The sequence below is a fragment of the Bacillus sp. JJ675 genome (assembly GCF_036963165.1).
GTDB classification, from domain to species: domain Bacteria; phylum Bacillota; class Bacilli; order Bacillales; family Bacillaceae; genus Bacillus; species Bacillus glycinifermentans.
Genome location: NZ_JBALMR010000096.1, coordinates 40,168 through 57,191 on the forward strand (window position 1 = coordinate 40,168; position 17,024 = coordinate 57,191).

General features: G+C 45.9%; 16 protein-coding genes and 1 pseudogene. 5 read left to right on the top strand and 12 right to left on the bottom strand.

Going from position 1 to position 17,024, the window contains the following annotated elements; translation table 11 throughout:
• The first annotated feature begins 20 nt into the window (after positions 1–20).
• Entirely contained in the window at positions 21–329 is a 309-nt protein-coding gene (locus V7126_RS21880) for an ArsR/SmtB family transcription factor (RefSeq protein WP_046130398.1), read from the top strand.
• A 31-nt stretch (positions 330–360) separates the two neighbouring features.
• Here V7126_RS21880 and V7126_RS21885 read toward each other — a convergent pair whose 3' ends face one another.
• From V7126_RS21885 to V7126_RS21895, 3 genes are all read right to left on the bottom strand, one after another.
• Positions 361–2,250 carry an ABC-F family ATP-binding cassette domain-containing protein gene (locus V7126_RS21885; RefSeq protein ID WP_046130399.1) on the bottom strand — a complete coding sequence of 630 codons (1,890 nt, stop codon included), beginning with the start codon at positions 2,248–2,250 and terminating at the stop codon, positions 361–363.
• Positions 2,251–2,333: 83 nt separating this feature from the next.
• The gene (locus V7126_RS21890) at positions 2,334–3,758 is read right to left on the bottom strand and encodes an SLC13 family permease (RefSeq protein WP_175075895.1); all 1,425 of its coding nucleotides are present in this window, start codon (positions 3,756–3,758) and stop codon (positions 2,334–2,336) included.
• 171 nt (positions 3,759–3,929) lie between these two features.
• On the bottom strand, positions 3,930–4,568 hold the full coding sequence (locus V7126_RS21895; protein ID WP_046130401.1) for a TetR/AcrR family transcriptional regulator: 639 nt from the start codon (positions 4,566–4,568) through the stop codon (positions 3,930–3,932).
• 148 nt (positions 4,569–4,716) lie between these two features.
• Between V7126_RS21895 and cyoE the strand changes: the two genes are divergently transcribed.
• On the top strand, positions 4,717–5,634 hold the full coding sequence (gene cyoE / locus V7126_RS21900) for a heme o synthase (RefSeq protein ID WP_175075894.1): 918 nt from the start codon (positions 4,717–4,719) through the stop codon (positions 5,632–5,634).
• Positions 5,635–5,835: 201 nt separating this feature from the next.
• Here cyoE and V7126_RS21905 read toward each other — a convergent pair whose 3' ends face one another.
• From V7126_RS21905 to V7126_RS21930, 6 genes are all read right to left on the bottom strand, one after another.
• On the bottom strand, positions 5,836–6,687 hold the full coding sequence (locus V7126_RS21905; protein WP_175075893.1) for a methyl-accepting chemotaxis protein: 852 nt from the start codon (positions 6,685–6,687) through the stop codon (positions 5,836–5,838).
• A gap of 15 nt (positions 6,688–6,702) precedes the next feature.
• Entirely contained in the window at positions 6,703–8,160 is a 1,458-nt protein-coding gene (locus V7126_RS21910; RefSeq protein WP_046130404.1) for an aldehyde dehydrogenase family protein, read from the bottom strand.
• A 113-nt stretch (positions 8,161–8,273) separates the two neighbouring features.
• Positions 8,274–8,654, bottom strand: a complete 381-nt coding sequence (locus V7126_RS21915) for a LysR substrate-binding domain-containing protein (protein ID WP_175075911.1) — start codon at positions 8,652–8,654, stop codon at positions 8,274–8,276.
• A gap of 19 nt (positions 8,655–8,673) precedes the next feature.
• Positions 8,674–9,066, bottom strand: a complete 393-nt coding sequence (locus tag V7126_RS21920) for a LysR family transcriptional regulator (protein ID WP_175075892.1) — start codon at positions 9,064–9,066, stop codon at positions 8,674–8,676.
• Between the two features lie 82 nt (positions 9,067–9,148).
• Positions 9,149–10,768: an NAD-dependent malic enzyme gene (maeA, locus tag V7126_RS21925; protein WP_175075891.1), complete on the bottom strand. Its 1,620-nt coding sequence runs from the start codon at positions 10,766–10,768 to the stop codon at positions 9,149–9,151.
• Positions 10,769–10,794: 26 nt separating this feature from the next.
• A complete protein-coding gene (locus V7126_RS21930; protein WP_175075890.1) occupies positions 10,795–12,237 on the bottom strand; it encodes a DASS family sodium-coupled anion symporter in 1,443 nt (480 codons plus the stop codon).
• A gap of 253 nt (positions 12,238–12,490) precedes the next feature.
• On the opposite strand from V7126_RS21930, the gene V7126_RS21935 reads away from it, so the two are divergent.
• On the top strand, positions 12,491–13,444 hold the full coding sequence (locus V7126_RS21935) for an AEC family transporter (RefSeq protein ID WP_175075889.1): 954 nt from the start codon (positions 12,491–12,493) through the stop codon (positions 13,442–13,444).
• A 394-nt stretch (positions 13,445–13,838) separates the two neighbouring features.
• Here the strand turns inward: V7126_RS21935 and V7126_RS21940 are convergent, their stop codons facing one another.
• Complete coding sequence (locus tag V7126_RS21940; protein ID WP_046130408.1) at positions 13,839–14,609, bottom strand: hypothetical protein; 771 nt, start codon at positions 14,607–14,609, stop codon at positions 13,839–13,841.
• 178 nt (positions 14,610–14,787) lie between these two features.
• Between V7126_RS21940 and V7126_RS21945 the strand changes: the two genes are divergently transcribed.
• Together V7126_RS21945 and V7126_RS21950 are read left to right on the top strand one after the other, a co-directional pair.
• Positions 14,788–15,126 carry an ArsR/SmtB family transcription factor gene (locus tag V7126_RS21945; protein WP_046130486.1) on the top strand — a complete coding sequence of 113 codons (339 nt, stop codon included), beginning with the start codon at positions 14,788–14,790 and terminating at the stop codon, positions 15,124–15,126.
• Complete coding sequence (locus tag V7126_RS21950; RefSeq protein ID WP_046130409.1) at positions 15,113–15,331, top strand: hypothetical protein; 219 nt, start codon at positions 15,113–15,115, stop codon at positions 15,329–15,331. Before V7126_RS21945 ends, V7126_RS21950 begins: the two co-directional genes overlap by 14 nt.
• A gap of 84 nt (positions 15,332–15,415) precedes the next feature.
• Here V7126_RS21950 and V7126_RS21955 read toward each other — a convergent pair whose 3' ends face one another.
• Complete coding sequence (locus V7126_RS21955; RefSeq protein ID WP_046130410.1) at positions 15,416–16,135, bottom strand: YebC/PmpR family DNA-binding transcriptional regulator; 720 nt, start codon at positions 16,133–16,135, stop codon at positions 15,416–15,418.
• Between the two features lie 108 nt (positions 16,136–16,243).
• Positions 16,244–17,024: pseudogene (locus tag V7126_RS21960) on the bottom strand (DMT family transporter); the annotation flags it as partial.

The window sequence follows — 17,024 nt, forward strand, 5'->3', positions numbered from 1 at the left end:
TGTAAGGCAGGTGAATCACATTGAGGACGCTTTACCACCCAAACCGGGATGACATCACATTATCCGCTGTCCTTTACGCACTAAGTGATCAATACAGGCTGCAAATCATTAAAAATCTCGCTGAAGCCGGAGAACAGTCGTGCAGCGCAGTCAATATTCCCATCCCTAAATCAACCCTTTCCCACCATTTTAAAGTGCTCAGGGAATCGGGAGTGATTCATACAAGAATAGACGGGACACAGCGTTTTATTTCGATTCGCGAAGAAGACTTAAACAGCCGCTTCCCCGGGTTGCTTCAAGCCGTTTTGAACGCATCTGAACCGTTGTAGCATGAAAAAACTGCCGGGGTTCTCCCGGCAGTTATGATTGTTCAAGCTCCTCGATCATCAGCGAAAGCTCGGTCCAGCGCTCCATTGCCGCCTCAAGCTCTTCAGCCGTTTTCTTTTGGTCTTCCATCAAGGTCTGGATTTTTGCAAAATCGCTGCCCGCTGCGGCGATTTCCTCGTCCAATTGTTTATGCTTTTCTTCCAAAAGCGCGATTTTATCTTCAATGCCTTCCCATTCGAGCTGATCTTTATAAGATAGCTTTTTCCTTTTCTTTTTCTCAGGTTTTGCAGGCGCGCTTTCTTCAGCAGCCGGTTTCTGGCGGCTTTGTTCCTTCTGCTTGTCCATATAATCGCTGTACGATCCCTGAAAGCGCGAAATGATGCCGTTTCCTTCAAACACGAGCAGACGGTCGACGACCCGGTCAAGGAAATAGCGGTCATGGGATACCGTAATGACGACGCCCGGGAACTGATCCAAATAGTCTTCGAGCACGCCGAGCGTCTCAGTATCCAGATCATTTGTCGGCTCATCGAGAAACAGGACATTCGGCTCCTCCATCAGCACTTTCAGCAGATAGAGGCGCCGCTTCTCGCCGCCTGACAGCTTGCGGATGTAGGTGCGCTGCACACGTCGCGGAAAGAGGAACCTTTCCAGCATCTGTTCGGCGGTGATCACCTCACCGTCGGCCGTTTTGACGACCTCGGCCGTCTCTTTAATATATTCGATCACTTGCAGCGAATCGTCCATCTCGCTGTGATCCTGCGTATAATAGCCGATTCTGACGGTTTGGCCGATCGTGATGGAGCCCGCTTCAGGCTCGAGGCGTCCGGCCAGGGCGTTTAACAGCGTCGTCTTGCCGATGCCGTTCGGCCCGATGATGCCGACGCGGTCGCCGGGGGCGATGAGCTCTTGAAATGCGGTGACAAGCTTTCTTCCGCCGCGGCTGATCTCCACTCCTTCAGCTTCGATCACCTGTTTCCCGAGACGGTGGGAGCCGATCGCAAAATCAAGGGATGAAGCGGCTTCAGGCGCTTCCTGCTCCTTCAGTTCCTCGACGCGCTGAATTCTCGCTTTCTGCTTTGTCGAACGGGCCTTTGCCCCCCTCCTCAGCCAGGCGAGCTCCCTTCTGAGCAGGTTTTGCCGCTTCGTCTCGTTTTGTTCGGCGAGCGCCTCCCGTTCAGCCCGCTTCTCTAAAAACACTTCGTAGTTTCCTTTATACGTATAAAGGCTGCCTCGATCAAGTTCGTAGATCCGGTTCGTCACCCGGTTAAGGAAGTAGCGGTCATGGGTTACGAGGACGACCGAGCCTGGATAGCCGCTCAAATAACCTTCAAGCCATTCGATCGTTTCATTGTCGAGATGGTTTGTCGGCTCATCCAAAATGAGAAGATCTGCAGGCTGTATCAACGTTTTGGCGATCGCCACCCGCTTTTTTTGGCCTCCGGAAAGGGCTCTGACTTCTTTCGTCACGTCCGTAACGCCGAGCTTCGTCAGGATCGTTTTCGCCGCCGTGTTCGCGTCCCAGGCGCCGTGCTCATCCATTTTCCCTTGAGCGGCCAGCAGGTTTTCCTGTTTCTTCGGGTCTTCGGGAGAGGCGTTCAGCTCCTGCAGCGCTTTTTCATACGCCCTCATCGTCCGCATCATCACGGAATCGCCCGAATAAATATGTTCAAGCACCGTATGGCTGCCGTCCAAGTCCGGATCTTGATGCAAATACTCGGTATGGAGGCTGCCGGCTCTCGTAATCTCTCCTTTTTCCGTCGATTCATCGCCGGCAATCACCTTGAGCAGTGTGCTTTTCCCTGTTCCGTTCGGTCCGATCAAGCCGATCCGCTCGTTTTCTTCGATATGAAACGATATATGGTCAAACAGTGTTTTATCTCCGTACGTTTTATATAAACCTTCCGCTTTTAAAATGCTCATGTGTCTACCAATCCTCACCTAATGTCATAGCTATATTTTAAATCAGTTAATGAAAGAAAACTAGTGAGAGGTTTATGGGCATTTTACTGCAAAACGGCGGGGAGCAGAAAATATACGCCTGTAACGATGATCAAAATGCCCGCGACATTCAGCCAAAACCCCGCTTTGATCATATCCTTCATACTCAGCACATTTGCGCTGAAAACGGCAGCATTCGGCGGAGTCGAAATCGGCAGCATAAATGCGCACGAGGATGCGAGCGCGGCCGCCGCCATCAGCCCGTACGGCTCAACATGAATCGCAGCGCCGAGTCCCACCGTCATCGGAATCACCATATTGGCGACAGCCGTATTCGACATAATCTCCGTCATGAATAAAATCGCTCCCGTTAACACGATTAAAACGAATAAATAAGGATGCCCTTCCAAAAGCTTCAGCTTTCCGGCGATCCATCCCGTTACATCCGTCTCGGAAAAACCGGCAGCCAGCGACAACCCGCCTCCGAACAAAAGGAGCATCCCCCAAGGCAGCGACTGCATATCCTTCCATTCCAAAATCCGTTCGTCCTTTGTGCTCGGGATTAAAAAAAGCAGAAGCGCCCCGAGGATCGCAATCGATGTATCGGATATGTCAAACGGAAGCACGAATTTAAACATCCATAACAGAGCCGTCATCAAAAACACGGCGAACACCGTCTTCTCCTCCCGCGTCATCGGTCCGAGCGCATGCAGGTCATGATCGATGAAATCAGGCTTTTCCCCTTCAAAGCGGCCGACTTTAAACTGCACCTTCGTCAAATAAAAATATAAAATAACTAAAAAAAGAACGGTAACCGGAAAACCGAATAAGAACCATTCAAAAAACATAATCTCCCGATTCAGCATCTGTTTGGACATTGCCGCAAACACCGCATTCGGGACAGATCCGATCAATGTGGCAAGACCGCCGATTGATGCGGCATACGCTACGGACAACAGAATGCTCTTGCTGAACTTCTGAAGCGAATCCCCTTTTAAAATCCCTTTTTCCCGCACTTCTTTAATGACGGCCAGCGCAACAGGAAGCATCATCAAAGCGGTCGCGGCATTTGAAATCCACATCGACAAAAACGCCGTCGCCACCATCACGCCCAGCACAATCCGGTAGCTTTCCGCACCGATCCGCTTCAAAATATGCAAAGCCATCCGCTGATGAAGATTCCACTTCTCAATGGCGATCGCAATGATAAATCCGCCCATATACATGAAAACGATCGGATCGCCGTATGCTTTAGCCGCCGTGTCAATATCTAAACCGCCTAACGTCGGCAGCAGAATGACAGGCAATAAAGACGCCGCCGGAATCGGCACGGCCTCCGTGATCCACCAGACGGCCGTCCAAGCCGTCACAGCCAGGACCACCCGCGGCGCATGGGCCAGCTCCGCCTCGGGAATCAGGCCGAAAATCAGCAAAAAACCGATCGGCCCCAACCATAATCCGGTCAGCTTTGTTTTCGTGTATACCTTCATACCCTTCCCCCTTGTGAAAGCGATTTCCTATACCACTTTCGATTTTGGAAGGGAAATTCCTTTTGAGAATTTAAAATAAAATTTTAATGATTGTGCTCCAGAAAATAAATAAGCCGCCGATCTTGTGGGCGGGCTCCTTCCTTTAAACAGCCTCGGCCTTTTGCAGTAAATTTAAACTGAATCATTTCTATGGCCGTCAGTAGGATTTTCAGGGGTTAGGAGCATATCTTTTAGTGCTTTTCCATATAAATTAGCCGGGACCTTTTCTTCATTAATAAAATTAAATATAGCAAGACCATTTTCTAATGAAAAAATGGTCCATGCGATTTCTTCCGGAGATAGAGCACTATTATGATTCTCTTTCGACATTAATTTTGCAACAGACTTAGAGATCTGATCCACGGACTCCATAATCATGCAAGACCATTTAGAGCGAACCGGCTCATTACGCATTGCATGAAGAAGAAACTCCGTATTTAAAATAATCCACTTTTGATTTTCATTCGTCACTGAAATAAAATGCTCATTCATTGCTTCAATAAAATGTGCAAGTGAATCCTGCTGGTCTATTATTTTATCGATGTTATTCACATGTAAATTCATTTGCTGTTCCAATAATGCAAGAAAGAGTTCTTCCTTGGATTTAAAATTAGAATAAACTGCACCCTTACTAAATCCGGCATGTTCAGCAATTTTTTCAACGGAAGCTCCATGAAAGCCAAGCTCTGAAAAGATCTCAACAGCCGAATGTAAAAGCATTTGCCTCGTTTCCTCTTTCCGCTCTTTTTGGTTTAACCTTCTCCTAAGCATTCTTCTTCCTCCTTCTCTTGACAATCATACCATAAAGAATTAACATACCAATTAGTATCTAAATACTAATTGGTATCTAAATTTATCCCATTCATCACAACACTTCTCTAGCCAGATTTTAAGATAATCAAATAAAGGAGAAGAACAAATGCAAATTGAAAACAAAATAATAACGGATAAAGAGACTGCCTCAACAAAATTGGCACAAACCATTAAAACAGGAATTATTAAATCTAACCTTATTCCGATGTTTGCCGGATTAACATTAGCTTTATATACTTATAAAATCAGCCTTTTTGAAAAATTGCCAGAAATAATTTTCGCTTTGGTTGGTTCAATTTTGGTAATGGGGGCGGCAGGAGCTTTTAATAACTTATTTGACCGAGATATAGATTCCATCATGGAGAGAACCAAAAACAGACCGACTGTAACAGGAGAAATTAAGACTAAAACAGTTTTATGGCTTGGTACCTTTATGGCGCTTTTCGGAATCGCCATTCTTGCGTTGACAACTTCTCTGGCAGCACTCCTAGGATTTCTAGGATTGTTTTTTTATATTGTCCCGTATACCATGTGGAGTAAAAGAAGAACAGTTTACAATACAGAGGTTGGAAGCATCGCTGGAGCTATGCCGCCTCTCATTGGATGGGCAGCTATTTATCCGGATGTTACGCATCCTGCTATTCTCGGTCTTTTTGTTATCTCTGTTATATGGCAAATGCCTCATTTTTATGCTATAGCTATTCGAAAGAATGATGAGTATAAGGCTGCGAAAGTCCCAATGCTCCCAGTTGTCAAAGGAGTTAAAAGAACATATATACAAACCAATATTTATTTAATCATCCTCATTGGAACAAGTGTCCTTTTTTATTCTTTAAGCCTTGGACTTATGCTCGTTGCCCTTCTTTTAAGTTTGATATGGTTTGGTCTTAGTGTATACGGTTACAAAAGAATGGATCCGGAAAAATGGGCAACATATATGTTTATTTACTCTTTGTTTCATATGACAATTCTTTTTTCATCTGTCATTATCTATTCTCTTATAGGCATTATTTTCAAATTATAGTATAAAGCTATCATTTGAGGTTTATGTCATCGCTTCCTATTCGCTTGTTGAGAGAAACTGTCCTGACGGGCATACAAGTTTGCTCAGCAGGTACCAAAACACGTCACATTGTGCTTCATAGAAGTAACATCATGCATCCTCCAGCCACCCGCTAAAAAAGCCGCCGGCTCATCCGGCAGCTTCCGCTGTTCAATCTATTTTTTAGTCTCCCACATGATATTCCGCCATCTTTGCGAGGTTTTGCGCGTTGCTGCTGATTTCCTGCATGGTTGCCGAAATTTGTTCAACACCGGCAGCCTGTCCGCTTGTATGCTCGTTGATGACTTCGATCGACTGTTCGAGCCCTTTCAATAATGCATGAATCTTTTTCGTGATTTCGTCGATCTGTCCGACGTTTTCTTTCGAATGCGTTGCAAGCTTTCTGATTTCGTCGGCCACAACCGAGAATCCTTTGCCCGATTCGCCCGCTCTTGCAGCCTCGATCGCCGCGTTCAGCCCGAGGAGATTGCTTTGGTCTGATATGCCTTTTACGGTGACGGAAATTTTCTCGATTTCTCCGGCGCTTTCGCTGACTTGCTTTGCCTGCTTGGAGATGTCGGACATTTGCTCGGAAAATCCGCTGACAGATTCGGCGATGTCCTGAATGGCTGTAGCGGTCTGCTCAACAATGACCGACAGGTTTTCGGCAACGCGGTGAAGCTGATCCGATTTTTCAAGGCTCGTGCCGAGTCCGACGCCGCCGATGACCCGGCCTCTTTCGTCATGGAGCGGAATCGCCCTTGCCATAAGCGGAAAACCGAACAGCTCCTTCGGCACAAGGCTCGATTTCATTTGATTCTGACGGATCGCGTCTGTAATAATGTCCCCTTCCTGCAAGGGATCACCGGGCTTCACATTCAGGGAAAAAGTTTTCCCGGGAATGTTGATGATCAGTTTTTCCGTATCATAAATCCCGATTGTCACATCATCCTGAATGAGCGCATTCAGGAAAGGGGCGACCTTTACAAATGCGTCCAAAAGAGGATGGATTTCTGTCTGTACTGCTTCGTTCATGTTGTAAACCTCCTTTTAATATGGAAAAACCCTTTTTTGATGCTGGACAGAGATCCACTTCAATGTCGTAAACTCATCAAGGCTCCATTCTCCGTTCAGCCTTCCGAGGCCTGACTGTTTTTCTCCGCCGAAAGCGATGTGCGGCTCGTCGTTGATCGTGGTGTCATTGACATGGATCATTCCCGTTTCGATCTGTTTGGCGAGCTCCACGCCGCGTTCCACATTCCCCGTATGAACAGCTCCGCTTAACCCGAACGGTGTGTCATTCGCAATTCTGATGGCTTCCTCTTCCGTTTGAAACGGCATGACACAGACGACCGGCCCGAACAGCTCTTCCCGCGCAATCGCCATGCCCGGCTTTACATCTGTTAAAATCGTCGGTTCGACGAGATTGCCTTTAATTTCGCCTTTGATCAGCGCAACCGCGCCTTCTTCGATTCCTTTTTCTACGGCCTTGCGCAGACTTTCCGCCTGGCGTTCATTAATGACAGGGCCGATAATCGTATCCGGGTCCATCGGATCTCCCGTCTTAAGAGCTGACACCTTTTGATAAAATAATTTCAAAAAGGCCGGATACACCTCTTTTTGAACGAGAATCCGGTTGGCCGACATGCAGATTTGCCCCTGATGGGTGAAGCGGCTGAATGCCGCGGCATTGACCGCATATTCCAAATCGGCATCCTCCAGAACGATCAGCGCGCTGTTGCCGCCAAGCTCAAGCAGCGGTTTTTTAAAGTGCTTGACCGCAAGCTGGCCGATGTAGCTTCCCACCTTTGTCGAACCCGTAAACGAGATGATCCTTGGGATCGGGTGTTCAACAAAGCTGTCTCCGATCTCTTCGATGTCCGTAACAACAACGTTTAAAAGCCCCTTCGGAAGCCCTGCTTCTTCAAATATTTTTGCAATCAAGGTTCCGCCGCAGATCGGCGTTTCCTCATGCGGCTTCAGCACTACGCCGTTTCCCGCGCCTAGCGCCGGAGCAACCGATTTGACAGATAAAAAGAACGGAAAATTGAAAGGGCTGATCACCCCGACGACGCCAGCCGGAATCCGGTACAGGCGATTTTCTTTTCCATCGACAGGGGAAGGCAGAATTCTTCCTTCCATCTTGAGCGGAAAACCGGCCGCTTCTTTGATCATATTGATGACAAGATCGATTTCAAAAGCCGCTTTCAGCCTTGTCCCGCCCAGCTCTTCCATAATGAGAAACACAATCGCTTCTTTATGTTCCTCAATATAGGCGGCCGCTTTTTCCAAAATCGCCCGTTTCTCATATGGGCCGACGCGGTCCCATTCTTTTTTCGCTTTCACTGCCGCCTTATAGGCCTGATCGATGTCATCCGGCGTCGCTTTGTGAAAAGAGGCGATCGTTTTTTGTGTATAGGGGTTCAGATCTGCCAAGACGCTCTCGCTTTGGCCGTCTCTCCACTCCCCTCCGATGTATTGGCGGTTGAGATCGGTAATTTGAAACATTGTTAGGCCATCTCCTATCAAACAGTTTTGGGAAAAGTTAGACTACATCATATGTATCGGCTGACTTTCAAGAAAATTCAGGTACCCGCCGTTTTTTTGACATAAAAAAGATTTTACCGGGCGATTTCGGTAAAATCCTTGTGCGCTTCGCACGCCTCTTTTTCGTGGGCTTGAAACAGTTCGATAATTGATTTTTCTTCTTCGCTCAGCGTATGGTTTTTATTAAAGCAAATCGATACGTAAAAATAAGGGATGACCTCTTCATCAAGAGGAACCATCGCGATGTCTTCCGCGTCTGAAACGACCATTCTGCTTAACAGGCTGATCCCGCAGTCGACGGCGATCAAAGCTTTCAGCGTCTGGATTTTATCCGTTTGATAAACGACCTTCGGCTTGATCCGGTATTTTTTTGAAAAGTACTGAAAGGCCGTGCGGTGTACGAACGATTGGCCGAGCAAGAGCATCTTTTCATGCTCTACTTCCTGAAAGTTAATGTTGCTGCGGCCGCTGAATCTATGCTGCCTGGAGGTGCATTACCAAATTAATGAAAGGCAAAAGCCCTTTATCATCGATCTGCTTCATGATATCAGCGGCGTAGTAGCCTCCGATGATCGGCGGCAGCCCGAGGCGTATCGTCGGGTGGTTAAACTCTCTGATTTCCCTGACGGTGTTTTCGACTTCTGTTAAAATATGCCCGGCTTTTTTCTGCAAAAATTGGCCGGCAATCGTCAATTCGACGGAGCGGTGCGACTTATTGATCTCGAACAGCTTCACGCCGAGCTCATCTTCGAGGCGGTGAATCGCAAAGGTCACGGATGGCTGTGACACATAGAGGGCTTCTGCGGTCTTTGTAAAACTTCTCGTATAGCAAAGCGTCTGAAAATACTCTAAATCTTTTAAGTTCATATCACAGGTGTCTCCTTTGTTAAAAGGCTATCATTTGTAAATGATAGCCTCTCTTCCGGAATGCTTACAAGTGACAGTTTTGTTAATATCCCGGCTCCCATATTAAACGGCTGACTTCTTCTTCGGCATGTGTGATTTCTTTTTGATTGACTCCGTCTTCAACCGCCTGATTCACAACGGCTTCAGCGACGATTTTTGAGACTTTTCTCATCTCGGCGACCGGAGGCAAAATGGCCGCTCCTTCAACTTGCGGATTGACCAAATCGCCGACGGCCCGCGCCGCGGCTGACAGCATGTTTTGCGTGACGATTTTCGCTTCGGCGGCGATGATTCCGAGGCCAAGTCCAGGATACATCAGCGCATTGTTGCCTTGCCCGATCTGATAGGTGACGCCATTGTATTCGACATCATCAGACGGAATTCCAGTACATACCAGGGCTTTGCCGTCCGTCCATTTGATAACGTCGGCTGCTTGTGCCTCGATCAGCTTCGTCAGATTTGAGATCGGGAAGATCGCCGGACGCTCGACGTGTTTCGCCATTTCTTTGATCGCACCTTCAGTAAATGCCCCCGGCGTAGTTGATGTCCCGACCAAAACAGTCGGTTTCACGAAGGCGATAATGTCTTGTAAATCTTTATACTGCTTGCCGTTCATTTCGCCATGAGGACGTGCGAATTTTTGTTGGCCGTTCGTGAGATCCGGCATGTCATCCGTCAATAATCCTTGTTTATCGACTAAATAAAACCGTTTTTTCGCTTCTTCTACAGTGATGTCCTCCGTCCGCAGCATCTCTTCCAGAATTTGATTGGCGATTCCGACACCAGCCGTCCCTGCCCCGAAAATCAGCACCTTTTGTTTATTTAACGGGATGTTTGACACTTTCATCGAACCTAAGAGAACCGCTAAAATGACGATCCCCGTTCCCTGAATATCGTCGTTGATCGTGCAGATGTCTGATTGATATGTTTCGAGAATCTTGGCTGCGTTCGCACGGCCGAAATCTTCCCAGTGAAGCAATGCTTTCGGGAATGAATTTGTGACTTCTTTCACAAATTTGTCGATAAATTGGTCATAAGCCTCGCCTCTCACCCGTTCGTGTTTATTTCCCAGGTAATGAGGATTGTCCAACAGCTCTTTGTTATTCGTCCCGACATCAAGGACTACGGGGAGAACCTGGTTCGGATTAATGCCCGCAGCCGCCGTGTAGACGGCTAATTTCCCGGTTGCGATTTCAACTCCGTTGATGCCGCAGTCGCCCATCCCTAAAATCCCTTCGCTGTCTGTCACAACGATTAACCGAATATCCCGTCCGCCGGCAAAGCTTTCAAGCGCCGCTTTCATATTGTCCTGATCATGGATTGACAAATAGACGGCATCCGGGGAAACAAAACGATCGCTGTATTCCTCAATCGCCTCAGCTACGACAGGATCATAGACGACCGGCATAAATTCGACAAGGTGCTTTTCCATCGTATAGTAAAAAAGCGTCCGGTTTGTTTTGTAAATATCCATTAAAAAGATTCTTTGCTCAAGACGAGTTCCCTTTTTTTGATATTGGCTGTAAACTTGCCGCTCCTGTTCGTCAATCGTTTGAACGACGGGCGGAATCAAACCGTTCAGCCCTAATGCATCACGTTCTTCTTGTTTAAATACGGTTCCTTTATTCAATAATGGGTTCGTTAAAATACCAATATTTGACATACTATTTCCTTCTCTCTTTTTTATATTTACATGATTCCGATCATGTGCCACCAAAGCATGCCAAGGCCTGTCCAAATCGCAAACGTCAAAGCGGATACGGCGAAGCCGAGGCTGAACCACGCTTTTGAGGAAACATACTCAGAACTGAAATAAAGCGGTCCTGCCAGCGTTCCGTAATTGGTCGGCTGCGCGCACAGCGCCGTCAGGAAAGCCAAATACAATGCGGATGCGACAGGCGGAGCGCCCATGCCGATCAAAATCGCCAAAAACGGCGTATAGAACGCATTGACGTGAATGATCAGGCTCGTAAAGAAATAATGACTGTAATAGTAGATCAAACCTAACACAACGAAAGCGACGCCCCATGACAAACCATGGACCTCCGCGCCTACAGCGTTGCTGAACCATTTGATAACGCCGAAGCGATTGAGCTGAGCTCCCATCATCAACAGCGGTCCGAGCCAGACGAGCAGGTTCCAGGCGCTCTTCTGTTCCGGAATATCAGACCATTTAATAACGCCAAAGAAGACGAGCATCGTGACCCCGATAAAGGCCGCAATCGTTGTGGAGACGCCGAGCGCATTTCCGAAAATCCACAATAAAATCATGACGAGAAAAGAAATCAGCATGTAGATTTCCGAGCGTTTGACCGGACCCATTTTCTCCAGTTCCTTTTGCGCCATCGCCGGTGCTTCGGGCATTTTCGTAATTTCCGGTTTATAGACCAGATAGATGAACAGCGGGATCACGACTAATGAGACAACCGCCGGCAACAACCCGGCCAACGCCCATTGCCCCCACGAAATGTGGACACCGAGTTTGTCCGCCAATGACACCGCGATCGGGCTCGTCGAAATCGCCGTCAGAAATATAGCCGATGTCAGCAGATTAGCGTGGAATCCTAAAATCACAAGGAAAGAGCCAATCTTTCGCGATGTGCCGAGCTTCGGATCAGAACCGTACGATTTCGCCAGCTGCTGGATAATCGGAAAAATGATTCCCGCCCCCCGCGCCGTATTACTAGGAATGGCGGGCGATATCACCAATTCGCATAACACAAGGGCATATCCTAACGTCAATGTCCGTTTGCCGAACAGTTTGACGAACAGATAAGCAATCCTTAATCCGAGTCCTGTCTTCGTAAATCCGACGGCCGCACAATATGCCGCCACAATCAACCAAATCGTGCTGTCACTATAGCCTGAAAAAGCAACTTCACCGCTCACCGTATGCGTCACTGTTAAAATGATCAAATCAATAAATGCATAAAGTCCGAGCGGAGCCGCATTCAATATGCAGCCAAGAATCGTTGCGAGGAACAATGCCAGCACATGGCCGCCCTGAAGAGAAATGCCTTGCGGATAGTGTAAAAACCAAAGCACCGTTCCAACAATGATAGAAATGAGAAACGGAATCGGCTTAAACGCCAGCTGCCGGGCTTTTCTTTCAGGACCGCTTCCCTCAGCCACAACCATCAACTCCTTATTCCATTTTCGGTACGCTGCTATTGTAGACCCGGCGCCCGGCCAAAAACCCCTATATAATTTTTATACGATAATAAATAAAACTAATACGGCCCGCCCCGTCAGGCTATACGGCGTACTGATAAATCTTTCTTATCGGCCTATAAATAAACCGTATTTGTGAGTGTTCTCCCGGCTGAACTATTATTTTACGCAGGGAATATTTCATTTCCATAAATAAAGAAAAGAAGGAATGCACATGAACATTTGGACATCGATTTCAAGCGTCATTATCATTTTGTTATTAATTGCATTAGGGTATATTTTGAATGAGAAGGGCTGGTTTGTGGAAGGATTCAACAAAAGCATTTCAAACCTGATTACAAAAATAGCGCTGCCCTGCTCTATCTTTGTATCCGTCTTAAAGTTTTTCACGAAAGAAAAACTGATCGATTTATCCTCCAGCTTAATCTGGCCTCTGTGCGGGGTCATCATTTCCTATATCATTGCCTTTTTACTATCAAAAGCATTGCGGACGAGAAAAGGCAGAATCGGAACGTTCAGAGCTTCTTTTGTCAACGCGAATGCGATTTTCATCGGTTTGCCGCTGAACATCGCGTTGTTCGGCGAAAAAAGCCTTCCTTATTTCCTTGTCTACTATATTATTAATACGATTTCGCTCTGGTCGCTGGGAGCCTTTTTAATCGCCAAAGACAGCAAAGACGAAGCGCACAGCACGCAAAAAATAACGTTCAAAAAGCTGATTTCGAAGCTTTTGCCGCCTCCGCTCCTGGGCTTTCTGATTTCAATTGTGTTTCTATGGTTCCAAATTCCGGTGCCTGAGTTCGCGAATTCTGCGCTGACATACGTCGGCAACCTGGTCACGCCGCTGTCATTGATTTTTATCGGGATCGTCCTTAACAAATCCGGGCTGAAAAGCATCCGCTTTGACAAAGATACAATCGGCGTTTTACTCGGGCGCTTCATCATTTCGCCGCTCGTGCTGTTTTTGCTGCTTCTGCCGATCCCGCTGTCATCGCTGCTGAAGCAAACATTAATCGTCCAATCGGCTACAGCGACGCCGACCGTCACCCCGATGCTCGCCGCAGAAGCAGGCGGCGATGTCGACTTTGCGACAAACACCGTTGCGACAAGTACGATTTTGTTTATGTTTGTTGTGCCGATTTTGATGCAGTTGCTGCAGTTTGTATAAAGATTAAAGCAGACCGATTTTTTGTGCGGTCTGCTTTTTGCAGAATCCCCCCCTGTCCTAGCTTTTTGTACAAAGACAAGTTATTTCTCGAAGCTACACATAGCTGATTCACACCTCCTAAGGTTCAAATCCAAGTGCGATCATTCATTTAAACAGGGGTATAATCAAATGTCTTAAAATTGTCGGGGCACTCTAAAAATAAATACAGAGTGCCGTAAGCAATCTTAATGAATAAAATATAACTAACTAACATCTTCGAAAAACAACAAAGGCTGAGATGTAGCAAGAAAGAAAAAAAATAGGAAATGACTCTTTTTACTTCAAACGAAAAATGACAGCGTTTAAGCTGTCGAAATTTAATCTAACGAACAAATTATATTTTTTTACAGGGCTATCACTCAGTAAATTTGTAATTTTGATAAACGACAGCAAATTTCTTTTTCTTATTTAGCTTACTTAACTTGATTGTACTGTATATTTCTGATGTGAAAGATTTATATATACCTGAAATCCCCAGTTTCCATTTATACGAACCTCTTGCATTCATATCATGCCCTACTTTTACAGCTTTACCATCAGGAACCGATGTAGAAGAACTAGTGATAATCATTAAAGGATCTGTTCCAGATGTACCATTATCGGATGCATACCTCATTTTCAACCCAAAACTCCCTACCGTATAGTGATTTCGCAGCACGAGAGATCCTAATGTGATACCAAGTGATTTCACACTAACCCTGCATGTAAATCTTCTAGCACCGTATTTTTTTTGGAGTATGTTTCCCTTTGAAAAATCGTATCCAGAAGTCTTTACGAATTCATCTTCAGGTGCCTCAACAACATCAGAAGATTCTAATTCAATAGTCGTTCCCATGCCTAAATCTATTTCTTGATTTTCACCTAATTCAACATCAACTTCATTTAAAGTATTTTGTACTCGTTTCCCTACTTTTTCAAGATATTCAGTCTTCTCCGCATGAGTTGCATCCTCTAAAGCTTGGATAAACTCTTGTTTTTTAACTTGAGTTGATAAATCGCTTTCATCAATTTCAAAAATTTTTTCTTCCAAACTTAAATCTTGTGTTTTTTCCTTTGCACTAGCAGTCCCTAAGGCAGTAGGGAATACTAACAAAAAGGAAAATAATAAGGCTAAAGATCTCTTCATTCCAATCACTCTCCAAATAAAGTAAATTTATTGGGTGTATTTAACTGGAAGTCTATTCAACTAATGTTAATATTATCATATATAATCTCTCTCAAAATTCACACAATTTAACAAACAAATCATTTTTTTGAAAAAACACCTTTTTTTTAGATGCACATGTGTTAAATTATTGTTACATATGAATAAAATAAATGAACCAAACCAATTAATCTTAATTGCAAAGGCCCTTGGAAATCCATTTCGTTTACAGATTTTAACCATCTTATTAAAAGGAGGTTGCTATGTTAGCGAGCTTGCACGCAAGTTAGGAATCAATAGGACATTACTTTATTTACATTTAACCAAACTTGAGGAGGCAGGAGTTATATTTAGTGAAATGAAAGTTTCATCAGATGGTAAAGCTCTAAAGTATTATTATCTAAAGGAATTTTCCTTTACGATTGATAATGATTTGATTGAGAAATTAGCAAAACAAAAATCTACAGAATGTAAGGAGAATAAAGATGGGAGCCGTTGATATCATCACAATTTTAATACCTATATATTATGCAGTAATGGCTGCGCTTGTCATCGTGGGTATCGTTGCCTTAACCAAGGTTGTCAAAAGGTATTTAAGGAACGGTAAACTGGCTGAAGAGAAATTCAAACTTGAAAGCGAGGAAATAAAGGAGATCAAGCAGCGTCTTGATAAAATTGAAGCATTATTAAAAGACGTAGAATAGTATATTCCCCATTCAGCAGTTATGTACAATGGGGCTTTTTTGCAAAAAACCACCCATGATTTCAATCACGGGTGGTGATGAGGATTACTCTCCTAAATCGACATTATGATAAACTTGCTGAACATCCTCCAAATCTTCCAGAGCATCGATCAGCTTTTCAAATTGAGCCTGAGCATCCTCGGGAAGCGTTACTTCGTTTTGCGCGAGCATTGTCAGCTCTGCGACCGTGAACTCGGAGATTCCGGCGTTTTGCAGCGCTTCCTGCACGGCGTGGAATTGATCAGGCTCGGCGTAGACGATCACGGCGTCGTCTTCTTCGATGATGTCGCGGACATCGATGTCGGCTTCCATCAACAATTCAAGCGTTTCATCCGCCGTTTTGCCTTCAAAGCCGATGACAGCCGTCGGGTCAAACATGTATGCGACAGATCCGCTCACACCCATGTTTCCGCCATTTTTGCCAAATGTGGAGCGCACATCAGCAGCCGTGCGGTTGACGTTGTTTGTCAACGCGTCAACGATCACCATCGCTCCGTTCGGACCGAAGCCTTCATAGCGCAGCTCGTCGTAATTTTCCTCAGAGCCGCCCTTCGCTTTTTCGATCGCCCGCTCAATAATCGCTTTCGGGACATTGTATGTTTTGGCGCGCTCAAGCACGAACTTCAGCGCCTGGTTTAATTCGGGATCCGGTTCGCCCTGCTTTGCCGCCACATATATTTCACGTCCGAATTTGGCGTATATCCGGCTCGTATTCGCATCCTTAGACGCTTTCTTTTCTTTTATATTGTTCCATTTACGGCCCATAATGTAACCACTCTCTTTCCATTTCATTCACAAAATCTATTATACCGCAGGGCTTGGCGATTTCATCAAATTGATGCATTAAATTTGCGACATTTTTTTGGAAATCTGCTAGGATGCGAGATTTTGGCCGTCCTCTTTCACAACCACGGTGACAAATATCCCGGCGATCACAAGCGTGATTCCGATCAGGTGGATCATGGTAAATTGCTCCTTCAGAACGATGCCGGATAAGACGACGGCGGAAACGGGCAATACCGACGTGAAAATCCCGGAAATGCCGGCGGAAACCTTCGCCACACCGCTGTACCACAAGTAAAAGGCAAGCACCGTGACGATCAGCGCATAATAAAGCACGTATGACCAATCAAGAAAACCCGGTGCTGTGAAATCGAAAGACAGCGCTTCGATGACGGCAAAAGGAAGAAAAAACAAAAACCCGAACAGCGACACAAACGTGCAATCGCCAAAGCCGAAATATGCGGGGACAACAGTTTTGCCAAAAGCGTAAACATCGCCTCGCCAACCACAGCAGCTGCGATTAATAGATTCCCGATCAAAGCGTGCGGGCTTCCTGCCGCGTCAGCTCCAAACAGATTGATCGTCATCACGCCCATGACAGCGAGCACGATTCCAATCGCCATCCGCTTTTCGATTCGTTCTTTCAATAGAAAAAAAGCCAAAATCCCGGCAGCCATCGGCGTCGTGCTCGTAATCATCCCGCTCTCCCTCCCCGTCGTCAGCTTGACGCCGTAAAGCATGCAGACGCTGAACAGAAAAACGCCGGTAAACGACTGCATCACTAGCACAAACACGTCTTTTTTCGTAAGCGCCGGAAACCCTTTTTCAAAAACAATAAGCAAGGCGATTAAAACGGCCGCCGCGATCAAAA